The 17,308-nt window shown below is 70.8% G+C and carries 13 protein-coding genes; 7 read left to right on the top strand and 6 right to left on the bottom strand.

Annotated elements, in window-relative coordinates; translation table 11 throughout:
* Window positions 1–145 precede the first annotated feature (145 nt).
* Window positions 146–904 (top strand): hypothetical protein, encoded by a 759-nt coding sequence (locus tag AC1DIW_RS08075; protein ID WP_478107252.1) that lies wholly within the window; start codon window positions 146–148, stop codon window positions 902–904.
* Window positions 905–916: 12 nt separating this feature from the next.
* On the opposite strand, the gene AC1DIW_RS08080 is transcribed toward AC1DIW_RS08075, so the two are convergent.
* Complete coding sequence (locus AC1DIW_RS08080; RefSeq protein ID WP_478107254.1) at window positions 917–4,141, bottom strand: response regulator; 3,225 nt, start codon at window positions 4,139–4,141, stop codon at window positions 917–919.
* Between the two features lie 178 nt (window positions 4,142–4,319).
* Here AC1DIW_RS08080 and AC1DIW_RS08085 point away from each other — a divergent pair, with 178 nt between their 5' ends.
* Window positions 4,320–5,069 (top strand): VIT1/CCC1 transporter family protein, encoded by a 750-nt coding sequence (locus AC1DIW_RS08085; RefSeq protein ID WP_478107256.1) that lies wholly within the window; start codon window positions 4,320–4,322, stop codon window positions 5,067–5,069.
* A gap of 163 nt (window positions 5,070–5,232) precedes the next feature.
* Window positions 5,233–5,625 carry a YciI family protein gene (locus AC1DIW_RS08090; protein WP_442277413.1) on the top strand — a complete coding sequence of 131 codons (393 nt, stop codon included), beginning with the start codon at window positions 5,233–5,235 and terminating at the stop codon, window positions 5,623–5,625.
* A gap of 96 nt (window positions 5,626–5,721) precedes the next feature.
* Here AC1DIW_RS08090 and AC1DIW_RS08095 read toward each other — a convergent pair whose 3' ends face one another.
* Entirely contained in the window at window positions 5,722–7,383 is a 1,662-nt protein-coding gene (locus AC1DIW_RS08095; protein ID WP_478107258.1) for an APC family permease, read from the bottom strand.
* A 336-nt stretch (window positions 7,384–7,719) separates the two neighbouring features.
* Between AC1DIW_RS08095 and AC1DIW_RS08100 the strand changes: the two genes are divergently transcribed.
* Together AC1DIW_RS08100 and AC1DIW_RS08105 are read left to right on the top strand one after the other, a co-directional pair.
* On the top strand, window positions 7,720–9,897 hold the full coding sequence (locus AC1DIW_RS08100; RefSeq protein WP_478107260.1) for a DEAD/DEAH box helicase: 2,178 nt from the start codon (window positions 7,720–7,722) through the stop codon (window positions 9,895–9,897).
* Window positions 9,898–10,036: 139 nt separating this feature from the next.
* Window positions 10,037–11,077 carry a zinc-dependent alcohol dehydrogenase family protein gene (locus tag AC1DIW_RS08105; protein WP_478107743.1) on the top strand — a complete coding sequence of 347 codons (1,041 nt, stop codon included), beginning with the start codon at window positions 10,037–10,039 and terminating at the stop codon, window positions 11,075–11,077.
* Between the two features lie 58 nt (window positions 11,078–11,135).
* Here the strand turns inward: AC1DIW_RS08105 and AC1DIW_RS08110 are convergent, their stop codons facing one another.
* Together AC1DIW_RS08110 and AC1DIW_RS08115 are read right to left on the bottom strand one after the other, a co-directional pair.
* Window positions 11,136–11,636: an N-acetyltransferase family protein gene (locus AC1DIW_RS08110; RefSeq protein ID WP_478107262.1), complete on the bottom strand. Its 501-nt coding sequence runs from the start codon at window positions 11,634–11,636 to the stop codon at window positions 11,136–11,138.
* 10 nt (window positions 11,637–11,646) lie between these two features.
* The gene (locus AC1DIW_RS08115; RefSeq protein WP_478107264.1) at window positions 11,647–13,689 is read right to left on the bottom strand and encodes an NAD(+) synthase; all 2,043 of its coding nucleotides are present in this window, start codon (window positions 13,687–13,689) and stop codon (window positions 11,647–11,649) included.
* A gap of 126 nt (window positions 13,690–13,815) precedes the next feature.
* Here AC1DIW_RS08115 and AC1DIW_RS08120 point away from each other — a divergent pair, with 126 nt between their 5' ends.
* A complete protein-coding gene (locus tag AC1DIW_RS08120) occupies window positions 13,816–14,244 on the top strand; it encodes a pyridoxamine 5'-phosphate oxidase family protein (RefSeq protein ID WP_442277418.1) in 429 nt (142 codons plus the stop codon).
* Between the two features lie 201 nt (window positions 14,245–14,445).
* Here AC1DIW_RS08120 and AC1DIW_RS08125 read toward each other — a convergent pair whose 3' ends face one another.
* Window positions 14,446–15,639: a glycine C-acetyltransferase gene (locus tag AC1DIW_RS08125; protein WP_442277419.1), complete on the bottom strand. Its 1,194-nt coding sequence runs from the start codon at window positions 15,637–15,639 to the stop codon at window positions 14,446–14,448.
* A gap of 178 nt (window positions 15,640–15,817) precedes the next feature.
* Between AC1DIW_RS08125 and AC1DIW_RS08130 the strand changes: the two genes are divergently transcribed.
* Window positions 15,818–16,309: a pyridoxamine 5'-phosphate oxidase family protein gene (locus AC1DIW_RS08130; RefSeq protein ID WP_478107267.1), complete on the top strand. Its 492-nt coding sequence runs from the start codon at window positions 15,818–15,820 to the stop codon at window positions 16,307–16,309.
* A 28-nt stretch (window positions 16,310–16,337) separates the two neighbouring features.
* Here the strand turns inward: AC1DIW_RS08130 and AC1DIW_RS08135 are convergent, their stop codons facing one another.
* Window positions 16,338–17,246 (bottom strand): alpha/beta fold hydrolase, encoded by a 909-nt coding sequence (locus AC1DIW_RS08135; protein ID WP_478107269.1) that lies wholly within the window; start codon window positions 17,244–17,246, stop codon window positions 16,338–16,340.
* Between the last annotated feature and the right edge of the window lie 62 nt (window positions 17,247–17,308).

The raw sequence follows: 17,308 nt of genomic DNA on the forward strand, positions 1-17,308 counted from the left end.
ATCCAGTGAAACCCGCGGGACTGTGGGATGACCAGTACCTCCCTGTGCGATTCCTGTGGAGCCTCTGTCCCGGCGTCTCCAAGTCCCAGCGCCTCGATGGCTGCGCCACAGCGCTCGCACAGGGATCGGCCCGACCGTGAAGTCCATGAGCAACGAGTCCAGCCCGCAGGTTCCGGCCGAGCCGCCCCGGCCCGCGCTCCCGCAGTTCGATCCCGGCCGCCCGGCAGCCGTCGACGACACGCAGCAGCTCCCCTCCGCCCCGACGACCGACATGCAGGTGACTCCGCCTTCCACGCCGTACGCGTATGCCGCGTATGCCGCGTCGCCGAGCGAGGCGTCCCCGATCGCCGGGCCCGGGGTGCCGCTCTCACCCACCGGGCTCCCGCCGCGCGACAGGCCGGCGGTGGCAGGGGCTGCGGCCACGGACGGCCCACGATGGACCGCGAAGAAGACGGCCGTGACCGCCGGGCTCGCGCTGGTGCTCGCCTCCGCGGGCGCCATCGGCGCAGCGGCCGCGATGCCGGCCGGTTCGACCGGGGACGACGCTGGCTTCCGGGGCCCGGGCGGTGGCCGCAACTTCCCGTTCCCGGGTGGCCAGCGAGGCCTGCAGAACCAGCAGAACCAGCAGAACCAGCAGGGCACGAGTCCCCAACAGCTGCCGAACCTGCAGAACGGGCTGCCGGGTGGTGGCCTCAGCGGGCTCAGCGGGCTCAGTGGCATCGACCCGAACCAGCTGAGCCAGCTCGACCCGCAGGACCTCCTCAGGCAGCTGGGTCAGGACGACCAGAGCGGCCAGGGCGGCCAGGGCGGCCAGGGCGGCCAGGGCGGCCAGGGCACGCACCCCTTCTCCGACGGACAGGACGACTCCGGCTCGGGCACGTCCGGCGGCACGAGGACCACCTGAGCCGCACTCCCGTCAGTGGTCGCGCAGCTGCGCGGCAAACTCCTCGAGCGCCCTCGTCGCCCGGTCGACCTCGTCCTCGACGCGGGCGACGAGGGCTTCGTCGGCCAGCCGGCCGGCCGCCCCGAGGTCTTCCACCTGCCGGCACACGTCGGCCAGGACCACGGCACCGAGGTTGGCCGCAGTTCCCTTGAGCGCGTGACCGATCCGGCCTTGGCTCTCCGCGTTCCCGCCGCTGCCCGCCTCGCGCATCTCGGCGACGCGCTGACGGGAGCCGGCTCCGAATCGGCCGATGAAACGGAGCAGCATCGACGGGTCACCGGGGTCGAGGTCGAGCAGCTCCTCGAGGCGCCGCAGGTCGAGCACGCGGGCGTCGACGGCCCGTGCGGGGCCACCGCTCGGACGGGCGTCTGCGCTGCCCGCTCCCCCTGCCGCAGCTGACCGCGGTGCCGCGTCCGTGCCCGTCCAGCGTCGGAGGGTGGACGCGAGGAGCGAGACGTCGATGGGTTTGGTCAGGAAGTCGTCCATGCCCGCCTGCAGGCAGCGCTCCCGTTCGCCGGCGATGGCCGAGGCCGTCATCGCGATGACGGGCAGACGTTGGCCGGGTGCTTCACGAGCTCGGATCGCGCGGGTGGCGGCGTAGCCGTCCATCTGCGGCATCTGGCAGTCCATCAGGACGGCCACGAGCTTGCTGCCCTCGATCCGGTACGCCTCGACGCCCTCCACCCCGTTGCCGGCGAGCCGGACGGCGTATCCGAGGCTCTCGAGCACACCTTGGGCGACGAGCTGGTTGACCTCGTTGTCCTCGACGACGAGGACCGTGCCCAGGTGTCCGTCAGCTCCCGGAGGTGGGAGCACCGGCCGCAGCGACTCGGTCGCCAGCGCTCTTCCGACGACGTCTGCCATCGCGTCGAAGAGCGAGGAGGGCATGACGGGCGCCGTCAGGACCGCGTCGACGCCGGCGTCCTTCGACGTCGCCACGTCGGGAGGTGGCACGTGCGCGCACGCGAGCACGACGCGTACGGCGGCGAAGCGCTCGTCGGAGCGGATCATCCGGGCGACCTGCAGGCCCTCGGCCCCCGCGGAGGGATCGTCGAGGACGACGACGTCGATCGGGCTGCCGCCGCGGTCGGCACGGTCGAGCTGCACGAGGCCGTCGGCACCGGACGTCGCGGAGGTCACCGACATCGACCAGGTGGTCAGCTGCTCCTCGACGCGCCCCCGGTGCGCCTTGTCGGCGCCGACGACGAGGACCCGAAGCCCGGACACGGCTGCCGCCTGCGACTGCGATCGGCCGACGCTACGCGCCGAAGCCGCCTCGAAGGCGGCGGTGAACCAGAACGTGCTGCCGTGCCCCGGCTCGCTCTCGACTCCGATCTCGCCGCCGAACGCCGTGACGATCTGCCGGCTGATCGCGAGCCCCAGCCCGGTGCCGCCGTACTCGCGCGTCGTCGAGGAGTCACCCTGTGAGAACGACTCGAACAGCCGGGAGCGCACCTCGGGATGGATCCCTGCACCGGTGTCGGTGACCTCGACCCGCAGCACCGGACCGGCCGGGGTCAGCCGGTCGAGGTTCAGGCGGACGGTGACGCTGCCGGCATCGGTGAACTTCACGGCGTTCGTCGTGAGGTTGGCGACGACCTGGCCGAAGCGCACCGGGTCACCGGACACCATGAACGGCACGTCCGGCCCGTGGGAGACGGACAGGTCGAGCGACTTGGCGCGAGCTCGCTCACCGAGCAGCGCGACGCTGCGCTCCAGCACAGCAGCCGGGTCGAAGTCGACCGACTCGAGCTCGAGACGGCCGGCCTCGATCTTCGACAGGTCGAGGATGTCGTTGACGAGTCCGAGCAGGACGCGACCGGCCTGGTCGATGCCGTCGGACAGACGCCGCTGGTACGGCGTCAGCTCGGTGCGCCCGAGCAGCTCGGCGAGGCCGATGACGCCGTTGAGAGGCGTGCGGATCTCGTGGCTCATCGTCGCGAGGAACGCCGACTTGGCGCGCGAGGCGTCCATCGCCGCGTCTCGCGCCCGGGCCAGGCGCTCGGCGGTCCACTCGCGGTCGGCCACCCGGGCGAAGAGGGCGGCGATCTGCGTGATCATGGCAGTCTCGGACCCCGCGAGAGGCGTCGCGCTGCGCATGTCGAGAACGAGGACGCAGGCGACGCGTCCTTCGTTGACGACGGGTACGGCGACCATGGTCGGCCGGTCCGGCGAGTGCTCGACGACGACCGACCGGGTCGCTGCGGCGCGGGCTGCGACGTCCATCCCGACGTCGACCGGTATCGCGCTCGACTCGGTGCCTGCCGCTGGTCGGATCGGGGCGCCGAGGGCGCCGTCGGCGTCGATGAAGGTGGCCACGACGGGGCGCCACGTCGTGTGACGCGTCACCTCGAGCAGGACCGCGGGCAGGGCGTCCTCGAGGGTGGCGGCCTCGTTGGCTGCCGTCGCCATCGCCGTGACGAGGCCGAGGGCCTCCTCGGACTCCTTCTTCTCGGTGATGTCCTGGGTCGTGCCGCCCATTCGACGCGCGCGGCCCTCGGGGTCGCGCGTGACAAGGCCCTGTCCGCGGATCCAGGCGACGGCACCGTTCGTGCGGACCACCCGGGCCTCGAAGTCGAATGCGTCGTCGGCCTCGAGCGCGGCGCCGACGACCTCGGCCACGCGGGCGCGGTCGTCCGGATGGATGCGCGCGAGGAAGCCTTCGTAGGTGGGGGTCAGGCCGGTCCGGTCCAGGCCGTAGATGCGGTAGAGCTCGTCGGACCACGACACGAGGTCGGTCTCGACGTCCCACTCCCAGCTCCCGATCCTCGCGATCGACTGGGCCTCGGCGAGCTGGTCGAGCAGCTTGCGCTGGGCGCTGTGCTCGCTGACGCGGTGCATCCAGCCCCGCCGCGTTCCCGCGTCGTCGACGAGCGGGGTGTGCGACACGAGCGCCCAGAAGCGGTTGCCCTGCGCGTCGAGGAGGCTGCACTCGAGGTTGTCGCCGGGAACGCCGTGGGTCGCGAGCTCCGCGAGGTGGTGGCGGAACTGCTCCTTGCCGACGTCGTCGACCGCCTCGAACACCGAGAAGCCGACCATGTCGTCGGGGGCGCGGCCGAGCATCTCGGCCATCCGCGCGTTGGCGAAGATCGTGCGCCCGGCCTCGTCGAACACCCAGAGCCCGTCCGGCGACGCCCCGACCATCCAGCGGTAGAGGTCACCCTCGACTGCACTGGTCTCGCCCGGAACATCCGACATGTCACGATCTTCGCGCATGGACGGGCGCACCGCCCGCATGTCTCCCTGTTTCGGCACGGCAGCCCGTCAGGTGAGCCTCCCCTACGGTGACACCCCCGGGGCCGGGTGCGACGATCGGTGGCAACCCCGTGCCACCGCTGCACCACCGAGCGGCCCCCCACTGATCGGAGCACCACGCATGTCCGACGTCCGCCCGTCCGGAGAGCCGACGCCGATCGAGGCGAACCATGACCGCGACGAGCCGCACGAGGCGAACGTGGGAAGCCGGCTCAACTGGTTGCGAGCCGGCGTCCTCGGGGCCAACGACGGCATCGTCTCGACGGCCGGCGTCGTCGTCGGTGTCGCCGGCGCGACCGCGGACAAGGCCGCCATCGTGCTCGCCGGCCTCGCAGCCCTGTCCGCCGGCGCCATGTCGATGGCCGCCGGTGAGTACGTCTCGGTCAGCACCCAGCGCGACTCGGAGCGGGCCCTCATCGAGCTCGAGACGCGTGAGCTGCGCGAGGACCCCGAGGGCGAGCTCGAGGAGCTGATCCAGATCTACGAGGCCAAGGGGATGCGTCGTGAGCTCGCCGCCGAGGTCGCCCGCGAGCTCACCGCCCACGACGCGCTGGCCGCGCACGCCGAGGCCGAGCTGGGCATCGACCCGACCGACCTGACGAACCCGTGGCACGCGGCCGGCGCCTCGATGCTCGCCTTCGTCGTCGGGGCCATCCTGCCGATGCTGACCATCACCTTCAGCCCGGCGTCCTGGCGCATCCACGTCACCGTGCTCAGCGTCGCCGCGGCCCTGGCCTTCACGGGCTGGGCGAGCGCCCGCCTGGGGCGCAGCCCCGCGACCCGGGCGGTCCTGCGCAACGTCGGGGGTGGCCTGCTCGCCATGGGCGTGACGTATGCCATCGGCGCGCTCGTCGGGGTCAAGCTCGGCTGAGCGGCCCGCCAGGTACACGGCATACGGCATACGGCATACGGCATACGGCATACGGCATACGGCATACGGACTGCTCCGTTCGACCAGCGGGAGGCCGGCCCTTCGGGTCCACTGGAAGGCATCGACCGAGACGCCACCAGGAGACGTCACTAGGAGCGCAGCGATGAGGTACATGCTGATGATGCACGTGGGGCACGACGACGGCAGGGAGGTGCTGCAGTGGGCCCCGCAGGACGTCAAGAACATGATCGAGTTCCAGCACGCGTTCGACCGTGAGCTGGAGGAGAACGGCGAGATGGTGTTCAACGCCGGGCTGAGCTGGCCCGACCAGGCCCGGATCGTCCGCTACGACGGTGGGGCGCCGGCCGTCACGGACGGGCCGTTCCCCGAGGGCAAGGAGTTCCTCATCGGCTTCTGGGTCGTCGAGTGCGACAGCGAGGAGCGGGCGTATGCCATCGCTGCCCGGGCGTCGTCCTCGCCCGGCCCCGGCGGGGCGCCCATGGGCGTGCCGATCGAGGTGCGCCCGCTGGCGGGGCCACCGCAGGTGGACGCCTGACCGAGGACGTCGCTCGCTGCGGGCAGGAAGCCCGTGAAATGCGGGCCGCCCCACCGTCCCTGTCGGGACGGTGGGGCGGCGGGGCGGGCGGGACCGTCAGCTGCTCTGCAGCTGGTGCTCCTCCACGGCGGCCTCGCGCGTCGTCGCGTCGATGTAGGCACGGGCCTGGTCGTCGGGAAGCCGCATCCGGTAGGCCATGGCGTAGATGGCGAGCGAGACGACGAAGAGCACCGGGATCGCGGTGCCGAAGCCGATGACGCCGAGTCCGCCGTCGTAGTCGCCGAGCCACGACACGAGTGTCAGCGAGCCCAGCCACGGCAGCACCCACAGTCCGGCCTTGAGGTCGAGCGACTGGCCGCGCAGGACTCCGGTGGCCGAGAAGACGGCGAGCAGGACGAAGCCGATGAGCACGGCGACCATGAGCTTCCAGTCGGTCTGCCAGCCCGACCAGTACACGATGAGGTTCGAGCCCCAGAACGCGAGGAACGGCACGACGTGCCCGCCCGGCAGGCGGAAGGGACGCTCGGCGTCCGGCACCTGCTTGCGCAGCGCGGCCAGCACGAGCGGCCCGGACGCGAACGAGAGCACGGTGGCCGAGGTGATGAACCCGACGAGCTGCTGCCAGCTCGGGAACGGCAGGAACGCGATGAGCCCGATGACGAAGGCGAGCACGAGCCCGATGACCGGCGCGCCACGCTCGCTCGTGCGGGCCAGGGCCTTCGGCGCGTTGCCGTTGCGAGCCATCGCGAAGGAGATGCGCGAGGTGACCGTCGTGTAGATCAGGCCGGTGTCGCCCGGAGAGACGATGGCGTCGACATACAGCAGGATCGCGAGCCACCCCATGCCGAGGATCGTCGCGAGGGCGGCGAGCGGGCCGAAGTCGTTCTTGAACGCCAGGTTGGCCCAGCCGCCCGACGAGCTCAGGGTCGCCGGGTCGAGCGCGCCGATGAAGGCGACCTGCAGGAGGACGTAGATGACGGCCGTGATGAGCACCGACCCGATGACCGCGAGCGGCACGTTGCGCTTCGGGTTGTCGGTCTCGCCCGCGAGCTCGATCCCCTGCCGGAAACCGAGGTAGGAGAAGACGATCCCGCTCGTGGCGATGGCGGTGAAGACGCCGTGCCAGCCCGAAGGCGTGAACCCGTGGCTCGTGAAGTTCTCGCCGTGGAAGGCCGCGACGAAGAACGCGGCGATGACGAGCAGGATGATGAAGAGCTTCCACGACACGAGCGCGTTGTTGATGCGCGCGAACCAGCGGACGCCGTAGTAGTTGATGACGACGAAGATCGCCATGAGCACGACCGCGGCGGTGTAGCCGAGCGGGGTCAGCGTGTAGACCGGCTCGCCGGCGATCATGTGCTTCGTCGTGAAGTCGGCGTACTGGGTGCCGTACTGCAGCGCCGCCTCGACCTCGATCGGGGCCGTGGTGCCCACTGCCACGTAGGTGATCCACCCGCTCGTGAAGCTCGCGAAGTTGCCGAACGCCATGTGCGGGAAGCGGACCACGCCGCCGGACAACGGGAACATCGTGCCCAGCTCGGCGTAGCAGAGCGCGATGAGCATGATGAGGATCGCGCCGAAGACCCACGACAGGATCGAAGCGGGGCCAGCCTGCTGCGAGGCGTTGAGGGCTCCGAAGAGCCATCCGGACCCGATGATCGAGCCGACACTCGCAAAGAGCAGGCCGACGACGCCGACGTGCCGTTTGAGGACCGGTGTCTCTTGTTCGTCTCTTGTTCTGGTCTCGACTGTTGCCATGGGTTGCCTCTCGTCGCGGTCGCATCGCCGCATCGGTGCGGCAAGACGCGGCAGAGGACGTACCCGATCCGGACAAATCGAACCAAAGAGGCGTACCCCGCGCACGACCACGACGGGTGCTGCCGGTGCGGTTCGAACCATGGGCCCCTGACGGGGCTGTAGAGTCGAGGTGTCCCAGCGCCCGTCCGCGGCGCGCCCGCCGGTCCGGCGCTCGGGACATCGGGCGCGCGATGGCGCGTCCACCGGGACTCGAGCCGAGTCCGCCGCCGACACCGGCTCACGGTGTCGTCCGGGGGGCCCAGCCCGCTCGACGTCCTCCGCGTCATCAGGAGGAACATGGCAACGCGCGTCCGCCGCCGACCGACCGACGGCCAGGGCTCGAAGCAGGTCCAGAACAACGGCCAGCGAAAGACGACCCAGCGCCGGGACGAACCGGCCCCGCTCATCCCCGTGCTCGCGCGCCGGGTCCGCGAGGTCGAGGCCCGCGTCTCCAGCAAGGGCAAGGCCAGCCCGACGAACCGAACGAAGTTCCTCGTCGTAGCCCTCCTCATGCGCTCGGAGCGCGCCCGGGTCCGTGAGGACACCTCGATCCCGTCGGCGACCCGCGCCGACCTGCTCAAGCGACTCGACGGCATCGCGACGATCCTCGCGCAGGTCGCGGCCCGGGACACGAGCCTGCTGACGCTGCTCGACGCCAACGCCAAGCCCGGCCCCGCGGCGCAGCAGATGCGCCGCGACTGGCTGCTCGAGTCGGGCGCCGAGCTCGCCGAGGAGGACCTGGTCATCACGGCCCCCGAGCCGCCGCGCCCCGTAGTCCCGGCCCAGATCGCAGCCCGGCAGGTCATGCCGCAGTCGGTGCCGTCACGCGCACTCGCCAACCCGTTCCTCACGCCCGACCTCGGCCGCGTCCAGAGCGACTACCACCCCAACCGCCTCGCCGGCTGGGACCTGCTCACCCCGCTCTACCGCGCCTTCGAGCAGGGCGCCGGCGGCGAGGCCGCGTCGATGGACCTGCCCCCGACGCCGCAGATCGACCGCTTCTCTCCGCCCGGATCGCAGCTGATGGTCCACCAGTCACGGTTCCTCCAGAGCGTCCAGGAGGGTCACCGCACCTTCCTGCTCGCCGACGAGCCCGGCCTCGGCAAGACGGCCCAGTCGGTCATGGCCGCCTCGATCGCGGGCGCCTACCCGATGCTCGCCGTCGTGCCGAACGTCGTGAAGATCAACTGGGCCCGTGAGGTCGAGCGCTGGACGCCGCAGCGGCGCGTCACGGTCATCCACGGTGACGGCAACGACGTCGACGCCTTCGCCGACGTGTTCGTCGTCAACTACGAGATCCTCGACCGCCACTTCGGCTGGCTCTCGAGCTTCGGCTTCCGCTCGATGGTCGTCGACGAGGCCCACTTCATCAAGAACCTCGGGTCGCAGCGCTCGCAGCAGGTGCTCGCCCTCGGTGACCGGCTGCGGTCGAGCACCCCGGGCGGCGACCCGCTCCTCATCGCCCTCACCGGCACGCCCCTCATCAACGACGTCAAGGACTTCGACGCGATCTGGCGCTTCCTCGGCTGGATCAAGGACGGCAAGCCGACGGCCGAGATCCTCCGTCGCCTCGACGACACCGGCCACACGCCCGCCGACCGCGCCTTCTACCCGGAGGCCCGCCGCGCCGTCATCGACATGGGGATCGTGCGCCGCCGCAAGGTCGATGTCGCCAAGGACCTGCCTGACAAGCGGATCGCCGACATCACCGTCGAGCTCGACGACGACCTCGGTCGCTCGGTCCGCGAGGCCGAGCGTGCCCTCGGACGGCGCCTGGCCCAGCGCTACCGGGCCCTCCTGGCCCAGGGCGACGGGCGCGAGGAGGCCGGTGAACCGGACACCGCGCTGATGCGCCGGGTCGCGGCCTCGGAGCTGCGGGCCGCATCGGCAGAGAAGGGCACCGACAACGTGTTCTCGCTCGTGCGCCGCATCGGACAGGCCAAGGCGACGCTCGCCGCGGACTATGCCGTGCAGCTGTCGCACTCGGTCGGCAAGGTCGTCTTCTTCGCCAAGCACATCGATGTCATGGACGCTGCCGAACGCGTGCTGGCCTCGGCGGGCCTGCGCACCGTGTCGGTCCGCGGTGAGCAGACCTCCAAGCAGCGCCAGGAGGCCATCGACGCCTTCCAGAAGGACCCCGGCGTCGCTGTCGCGGTCTGCTCGTTGACCGCCGCAGGAGTCGGCCTCAACCTGCACGCCGCCTCCAACGTCGTGCTCGCGGAGCTGTCGTGGACGGCGGCGGAGCAGCAGCAGGCCATCGACCGGGTGCACCGCATCGGTCAGGACGAGCCGGTCACCGCGTGGCGCATCCTCGCCTCCGGCACCATCGACTCCAAGATCGCCGAGCTCATCGACGCCAAGCAGGGTCTCGCCGCGCGGGCCCTCGACGGCAGCGACGAGGACGTCACGTCCGGTGACACCCTCCAGCTCGACGCCCTCGTCGAGCTGCTGCGCCAGGCGCTGGTCGAGGTCTGACCGCCGGGTGACCCCGGGCCCCTGGTCCCGTCCCGGAGCACCCGGCCGGGACGTATGGCCCTACCTCCTCACCGGTCCCGGCGATGGACTGGACGCGTGCCGCGGCCCGCGGTCACGAGGAGGAGACATGAGCACCACCATGCACGCGATCGTCTACCACGGCCCCGGCCAGAAGGCGTGGGAGGAGGTGCCGAAGCCGACCATCCAGGTCGACACGGACGCGATCGTCAAGGTCGACACCGTCACCATCTGCGGCACCGACCTGCACATCCTCAAGGGCGACGTCGCCGCCGTCACCGACGGCCGCATCCTCGGCCACGAGGCGGTCGGCACGGTCGAGCAGGTCGGACCGGGAGTCAAGAACGTCAAGCCCGGTGACCGGGTGCTCGTCTCCTGCATCACCGCGTGCGGTGCCTGCCGCTACTGCCGGGAGGGCAGCTACGGCCAGTGCATCGGCGGTGGGGGCTGGATCCTCGGCCACAAGATCGACGGCACACAGGCGGAGTACGTCCGGGTCCCCTTCGCGGACACGTCGACGTATGCCGTCCCCGAAGGAGTGACTGACGAGGAAGTACTCATGCTCGCCGACATCGGGCCCACGGGCTACGAGGTCGGTGTGCTGAACGGCCGGGTCCGTCCCGGTGACGTCGTAGCGGTGGTGGGCGCCGGCCCGGTCGGGCTCTCCGCCATCATGGGTGCCAAGCTCTTCAGTCCGGCGCACGTCGTGGCCATCGACCTGGCCGATGCCCGACTCGAGGCGGCCAAGCAGTTCGGGGCCGACATCACGGTGAACCCCTCCCGCGAGGACGCCGTCGCGATCGTCCGTGACCTGGCGCAGGGTCTCGGCGCCGACGTCGCCATCGAGGCGGTCGGGGTGGCACCGACGTTCGAGCAGTGCACAGCCTTGGTCCGCCCGGGTGGCACTGTCGCCAACGTGGGAGTCCACGGCGGCCCGGCCACCCTGCACCTGGAGGAGCTCTGGATCAAGAACGTCACGATCACGACGGGACTCGTCGACACGTATTCGACGCCGACCCTGCTCCGGCTGCTGGCCGCGCACCAGGTCGACCTGGCCCGGTTCGTCACGCACCGTTTCCCGATGGGTGACTTCCTGCAGGCCTACGACACGTTCGCGGACGCCGCGAGCACGCGAGCCCTCAAGGTGGTGCTCACGGCCTGACCATCGAGAGAGCAATCCGTCGCCTCGCCGAGGCGACGGATTGCTCTCTCGATCGGGGTCAGAGGTCGACGTGCATGATCCGCAGGCCCACGCGCTCCCCCGACGGGAGCTCGTGGGCCCGCGGGACGGTGCCCACGACCGTGAAGCCGAGGCTCTCGTAGAGCTTGACGGCACCGGTGTTGGTCGCCACGACGGCGTTGAACTGCATGGCGGCATAACCGGACTCGCGCGCCCACTCGAGCGAGTCGACGACGAGCGCACGTCCGACTCCGCGGCCGCGCGCCGCTGCGGCCACCATGTAGCTCGCGGTCGCGACGTGCGCGCCGGGGCCGGGCCGGTTGCGGCCCATCTTCGCCGTGCCGAGGAGCCGGTCGCCGTCGAGAGCGACGGTCACCCGGCCGCCCGGGCCGTTCTCGAGCCAGAGGCTGCGCGCCTCGTCCTCGGTGAGGTCGGTCGGGTAGGGGAAGGTGTCGCCGGCGCGGACGACCTCCTCGATGACGGGCCACACGAGCGGCCAGTCGGTGTCGTCGTAGTCGCGGACGATGATCTTCGATGCCACTCTGACCGCCTTACTTCTGGGGGACGTTCGCCTCGAGCTCGTTCAGCCACGTCACGGGGGTCGCGTCAGACGGCATACGCCAGTCGCCACGCGGTGACAGCGAGCCGCCCGCGACGACCTTGGGACCGTTGGGCAGCGCGGAGCGCTTGAACTGGTTGGCGAAGTAGCGCTGGACGAAGACCTCGAGCCAGTGCCGGATCGTCGCGAGGTCGTATGCCGTCCGCTCGGTCTCCGGGAAGCCCGCGGGCCACTCCCCCGCCTCGCTGTCGCGCCAGGCGTTCCACGCGAGGTAGGCGATCTTGGACGGACGGTAGCCGCGACGGAGCACGTGGAAGAGCGTGAAGTCCTGCAGGGCGTACGGCCCGATCCTGGCCTGCGTGCTCTGCGGCTTCTCGCCCTCCTTCGCGGGGACCAGCTCGGGGCTGATCTCGGTGTCGAGGATCGAGGTCAGCGTCTCGGACACCTCCTCGTCGAACTGGTGCGACGAGACCACCCAGCGGATCAGGTGCTGCATCAGCGTCTTCGGCACGCCGGCGTTGATGCCGTAGTGGCTCATCTGGTCACCGACGCCGTAGGTGCACCAGCCGAGCGCCAGCTCGGACAGGTCTCCGGTGCCGAGCACGATGCCACCGCGCTGGTTGGCGATGCGGAAGAGGTAGTCGTAGCGCAGCCCAGCCTGGACGTTCTCGAAGGTGACGTCGTAGACCTGCTCGCCGCGACCGAAGGGGTGGCCCATCGCCTCGAGCATCTGGGTCGCGGCGGGTCGGATGTCGAGCTCCTCCCACGTCACCTCGAGCGACTCCATCAGGGCGATCGCGTTGGCCTTCGTGTGGTCGCTCGTGGCGAAGCCGGGCATCGTGAAGGCGAGGATGTCGCTGCGGGGCCGGTCGAGCCGGTCCATGGCCTTGGCCGCGACGATGAGCGCGTGGGTCGAGTCGAGACCGCCCGAGATGCCGATGACGACCTTGGGCTGGCCGATGGCGCGCAGGCGCTGCTCGAGCCCGGAGACCTGGATGTTGTACGCCTCGTAGCAGTCGAGCGCGAGGCGGTCCTCGTCGTCGGGCACGAAGGGGAATCGGTCCACCTTGCGGAGCAGCCCGAGGTCGCCGGTCGGCGGGTCGAGCTCGAGCTCGATGGTGCGGAAGCCGTCGGTGCGGGCCGCGAGGGTGCGCCGGTTGTCATCGAACGTGCCCTGCCGCTGCCTCTCCTGGCGGATCAGGTCGAGGTCGATGTCGGCCACCGACGCGCGGGGCCCCTCGGGGAAACGCTCGCTCTGCGCGAGGAGGGCGCCGTTCTCGTAGACCATCGTCATGCCGTCCCACGACAGGTCGGTCGAGCTCTCCCCCTCGCCGGCGGCGGCATAGAGGTAGGCGGCGAGACAGCGCGCCGAGGCGCTGCGGGCGAGCAGGTGCCGGTCCTCGGCGCGCGAGACGGTGATCGGCGAGCCGGAGATGTTCGTCAGGATCGTCGCGCCGGCGAGGGCTGCCTCGTGGCTCGGGGGGACGGGCACCCACATGTCCTCGCAGACCTCGACGTGGAGCACGAAACCGGGCACGTCCGTCGCCCGGAAGAGCAGGTCGGGTCCGAACGGGACCCGGTCGCCCGCGACGTCGATGGTCTGGCCGCGCTGGTCGTCGCCGGGCGCGAAGTGCCGCCGCTCGTAGAACTCCCGGTAGGTGGGGAGGTAGGACTTCGGCGCGACACCGAGAATGCGGCCGCCGTGGATGACGACGCCGCAGTTGTAGACCCGGGAGCCCTTCTCCAGCGGTGCCCCCACGACGACCACCGGACGCAGGTCGGCGGTGGCCTCGGCGATCCGGGCGAGGGCGTCGTCGACCGCGTCGAGCAGCGGGTCCTGCAGGAACAGGTCGTCGATGGCGTAGCCCGAGAGGCACAGCTCGGGGAAGATCGCGAGCCCCACGCCGTCGTCGTCGAGGTCGCGCAGCTGGGCGATGACTGCGTCGGCGTTGCGCTCGGGGTCGACCGCGACGATCGGCAACGTGCACGCGGCGACACGGGCGAAACCCTGGGCCCACGAGCTGTAGAAGTCCATGGGCACAGTCAATCGCACGGCCACGTGTGACCGGTGACTCCTCGCCTGACCGGTGCGCCGGGCCCAGTTCTTACTACCATTGGTAGTAGCAAGGCAGTCGCGCTACGGCATACCCAGGAGGTCATCATGTCGGACCAGAACCCGGTCCATGTGCTTCACCCCGAGGAGTCGTGGGGCTTCCTTCGCACCCACGAGTTCGGCCGCCTGGCCTTCCATCTCGTGGGCGAGGTGCACATCACGCCGATCAACTACGCGGTCGACGGCGAGCGTCTCATCTTCAAGACCGCGGAGGGCAGCAAGCTCTTCGGCGTCACGGCGAACACGGACGTCGCCTTCGAGGTCGACGAGATCGTCGGTGACCGCGCCACGAGCGTCATCGTCCGTGGCCGGGCCCGCACGCTCGAGGGGCAGGCGGCCTACATCGTCGAGCGCCTCCCGGTGCGCCCGTGGGTCGACACGCCCAAGTCCATCGTCGTCGCCATCGACGTCGACGAGATCTCCGGACGCCGCTTCGACCTGACCCGTCCTTGGCTGCGCGACCTGCCCACCGGCTGACTGGCAACGGCGGTCGCCGTCGGCGCACCCCGAGGGCGTATGCCGTTGGCGTCCTGGCGTAGGCGGTCAACGCTGACAGGCGCCGAGCCGTGGCATGGGCGCGCGTGCTGCGTCAGTGCTGCGCCCGACGCAGCACTGACGCAGCACTCACGCTGGGACGGTGGGGACGAGGGGCGACGCGAGCGAGCGTCTCGACCCGGATCAGCCGACGGCGTCCCGGGCGGCGACGAAGGCGTCGACACAGGCGCGCACGTCGGCCTCGGAGTGCGCGGCCGACAGCTGCACCCGGATCCGCGCCTTGCCGCGTGGCACGACGGGGAAGCTGAAGGCGGTGACGTAGACGCCGTTGTCGAGCATGTGGTCGGCGATCTGCGCGGCCTGGCGGGCCCCGTCCTCGCCGGGGAACATGACCGGACGGATGGGGTGGGTGCCGGGCAGCAGCTCGAAGCCGGCCTCCGTCATGAGCGAGGAGAAGAGCGCCGTGTTGGCCTTGAGCGCCTCGCGCTTCTCGGCCGAGCTCTCGACGAGCTGCAGGGCGGCCATCGACCCCGCGACGACGGACGGGGCGACCGAGTTGCTGAAGAGGTAGGGCCGCGAGCGCTGGCGGAGCAGGTCGACGACCTCCTGGTGCGAGGAGACGTAGCCGCCGGAGGCGCCGCCGAGCGCCTTGCCGAGCGTGCCGGTGAGGATGTCGACGCGGTCCATCACGCCGAAGAGCTCGGGCGTGCCACGGCCGCCGTCGCCGACGAAGCCGACCGCGTGCGAGTCGTCGACGAACACGAGGGCGCCGAACTCGTCGGCCAGGTCGCAGATCTCGTCGAGGGGGGCGAAGGAGCCGTCCATCGAGAAGACGCCGTCCGTGACGACGACCTTGCGCTTGGCGCCGGCCGCGGCTGCAGCCTCGAGCTGTGCCCGCAGGTCGGTCATGTCGGCGTTCTTGTAGCGGTAGCGCATCGCCTTGGACAGCCGCACCCCGTCGATGATCGAGGCGTGGTTGAGCTCGTCGCTGATGATCGCGTCCTCGGCGCCGAAGAGCACCTCGAAGACGCCACCGTTCGCGTCGAAGCACGACGAGTAGAGGATCGTCGCCTCGGTGCCGAGGAACTCGCTGATCTCGTGCTCGAGGGAGGTGTGCAGCGTCTGGGTGCCGCAGATGAAGCGCACCGACGCCATGCCGAAGCCCCACTCGTCGAGCGCCTTCTTCGACGCGGCGACGACCGCGGGGTCGTTGGCCAGGCCGAGGTAGTTGTTGGCGCAGAAGTTGAGCGCCTCCGCCTTGCGGGTCGTGACGTGCGCCGACTGCGGTGAGGTCAGCTCGCGCTCGTTCTTGTAGAGGCCGGCGTCCTTGATCTCCTGCAGCGTGGCGGCGATCTCGTCCTTGACTGAGCCGTACATCGGTGTCCTTCGCGGGTCGGCGGGCGTGTGGCGCCACCCAGCGTATGCCGCCCGCCGCGGGGGACGTGCCCGGCGATGCCCGGACCGACGATCTGGCGCGATCAGCCCCGACCGGCGCCGTCGACGAGGAGTCTTGAAGGACAACCGCTCACCGTGGGCGGCAGAGGGGAATCAGGTCATGACGACGAAACAGGGAAACGTCGCTCTGCTCCGGAGCGAGGTCGCGCAGCGGCTGCTCCAGGCACGGGTGCCGGCACGGCTCGCCTACCAGTGGATCGACGGCACCCCACGAGTGATCCCCATCGGATTCCACTGGAACGGGACGGAGCTCGTCTTCGGCACGCCGCCGGACTCGCCGAAGATGAGTGTCCTACGCGACGGGGTGTGGGCAGCCGCCTCGATCGACACCGAGCTGATGCCCTACAAGGTGCTCCAGGTGCGCGGGCGGATCCGCACCGACACGGTGGACGGCGTGGCACCCGAGTACGAGAAGATGACCCTGCGCATGTTGGGAGACGAGCAGGGCCAGGCCTGGCTGGCGACCCTGCGCCCCATGACATCGTCGATGAGCCGCATCTTCCTCACCCCGGAGTGGGTGGGGGTGCTCGACTTCGAGACGCGCTTCCCGAGTGCACTCGAGCGGGCCATGGAGCGCGCCGCGAGCGGTTGAGCCCCACCCGCTGGGTCATTGGCACCGGTCAGGGGCGGGCCATCTCGAGCAGGTCGTCGAGGATGTCGGGCATCCGCATGAGGAGCGAGACGTGGCCCTGGCCCTCCATGAGGTGGGCCTGCGCCCCCGCGACGTTCGTGGCGAGCCACTGCCCGTGCGCGAAGGGCACCATGAGGTCCTCGCTTCCCTGCCACACGGCGACCGGGACCTGCACCGCGCGGACGTCGAAGCCCCACGGGCGGATCAGCATCAGGTCGTCGTCGTGCCACCCGATGATCCCCTGGGCGCCGGCATGACGCGAGGACGTCGAGAGGTACTCGGCGAGCTCGCCCGTCATCGCGGCCTGGTCCACCGGGGGCAGCAGGCCGCCCATCTCGCGCGCGATGTCGTCCGCCGTCGCGGAGAACAGCGGCGTGCCGTGCTCCTCGAGGAAGGCCGTCAGGGCCTCGCTGCCCTCAGCCATCGCCGCGAACTCAGCCACGTTCTCGGGCCCCATCCCCGCCGTGTGGTCGAAGCCCTCGGCGTCGGCTGGGGCGATGCCGACGCCGGAGGTGGCGGCCAGGCAGCGCCCGGAGAGCAGCGCCGCACAGGCGAGCGCCCGGGGCCCGCCGCCGGACCAGCCGAGGGTCACGAACGTGTCGTGGCCCAGGGCGTCGAGCACCGCGGCTGTGTCGGCGGCGTCGTCCGCCACGGTGGCGGTCGTGGCGCCGTCGGAGCGCCGCGTGGAGCGGCCGTAGCCGGGGCGTGAGTAGGAGATGGTGCGCAACCCGCGCTCGGCGGCTGGGCGCTCGAGGATGCCGAAGGGCACCGCAGCCTGGGGCGTGCCGTGGTGGAAGACGAGGGGCAGGCCGTCGGCCGGACCGGTGACGAGGACCTCGAGGTCTCGACCGTCGGCGGTGCGGACGAGCTGCGTGTCGTGGCTGGCCATGACCCTCATGCAACCACGCTGAACCGGGTGTATCACCGACCGCGGAGGAGAACACTGGGTTTCAGGGGGCC

Source organism: Terrabacter sp. 01T434 (genome assembly GCF_056398545.1).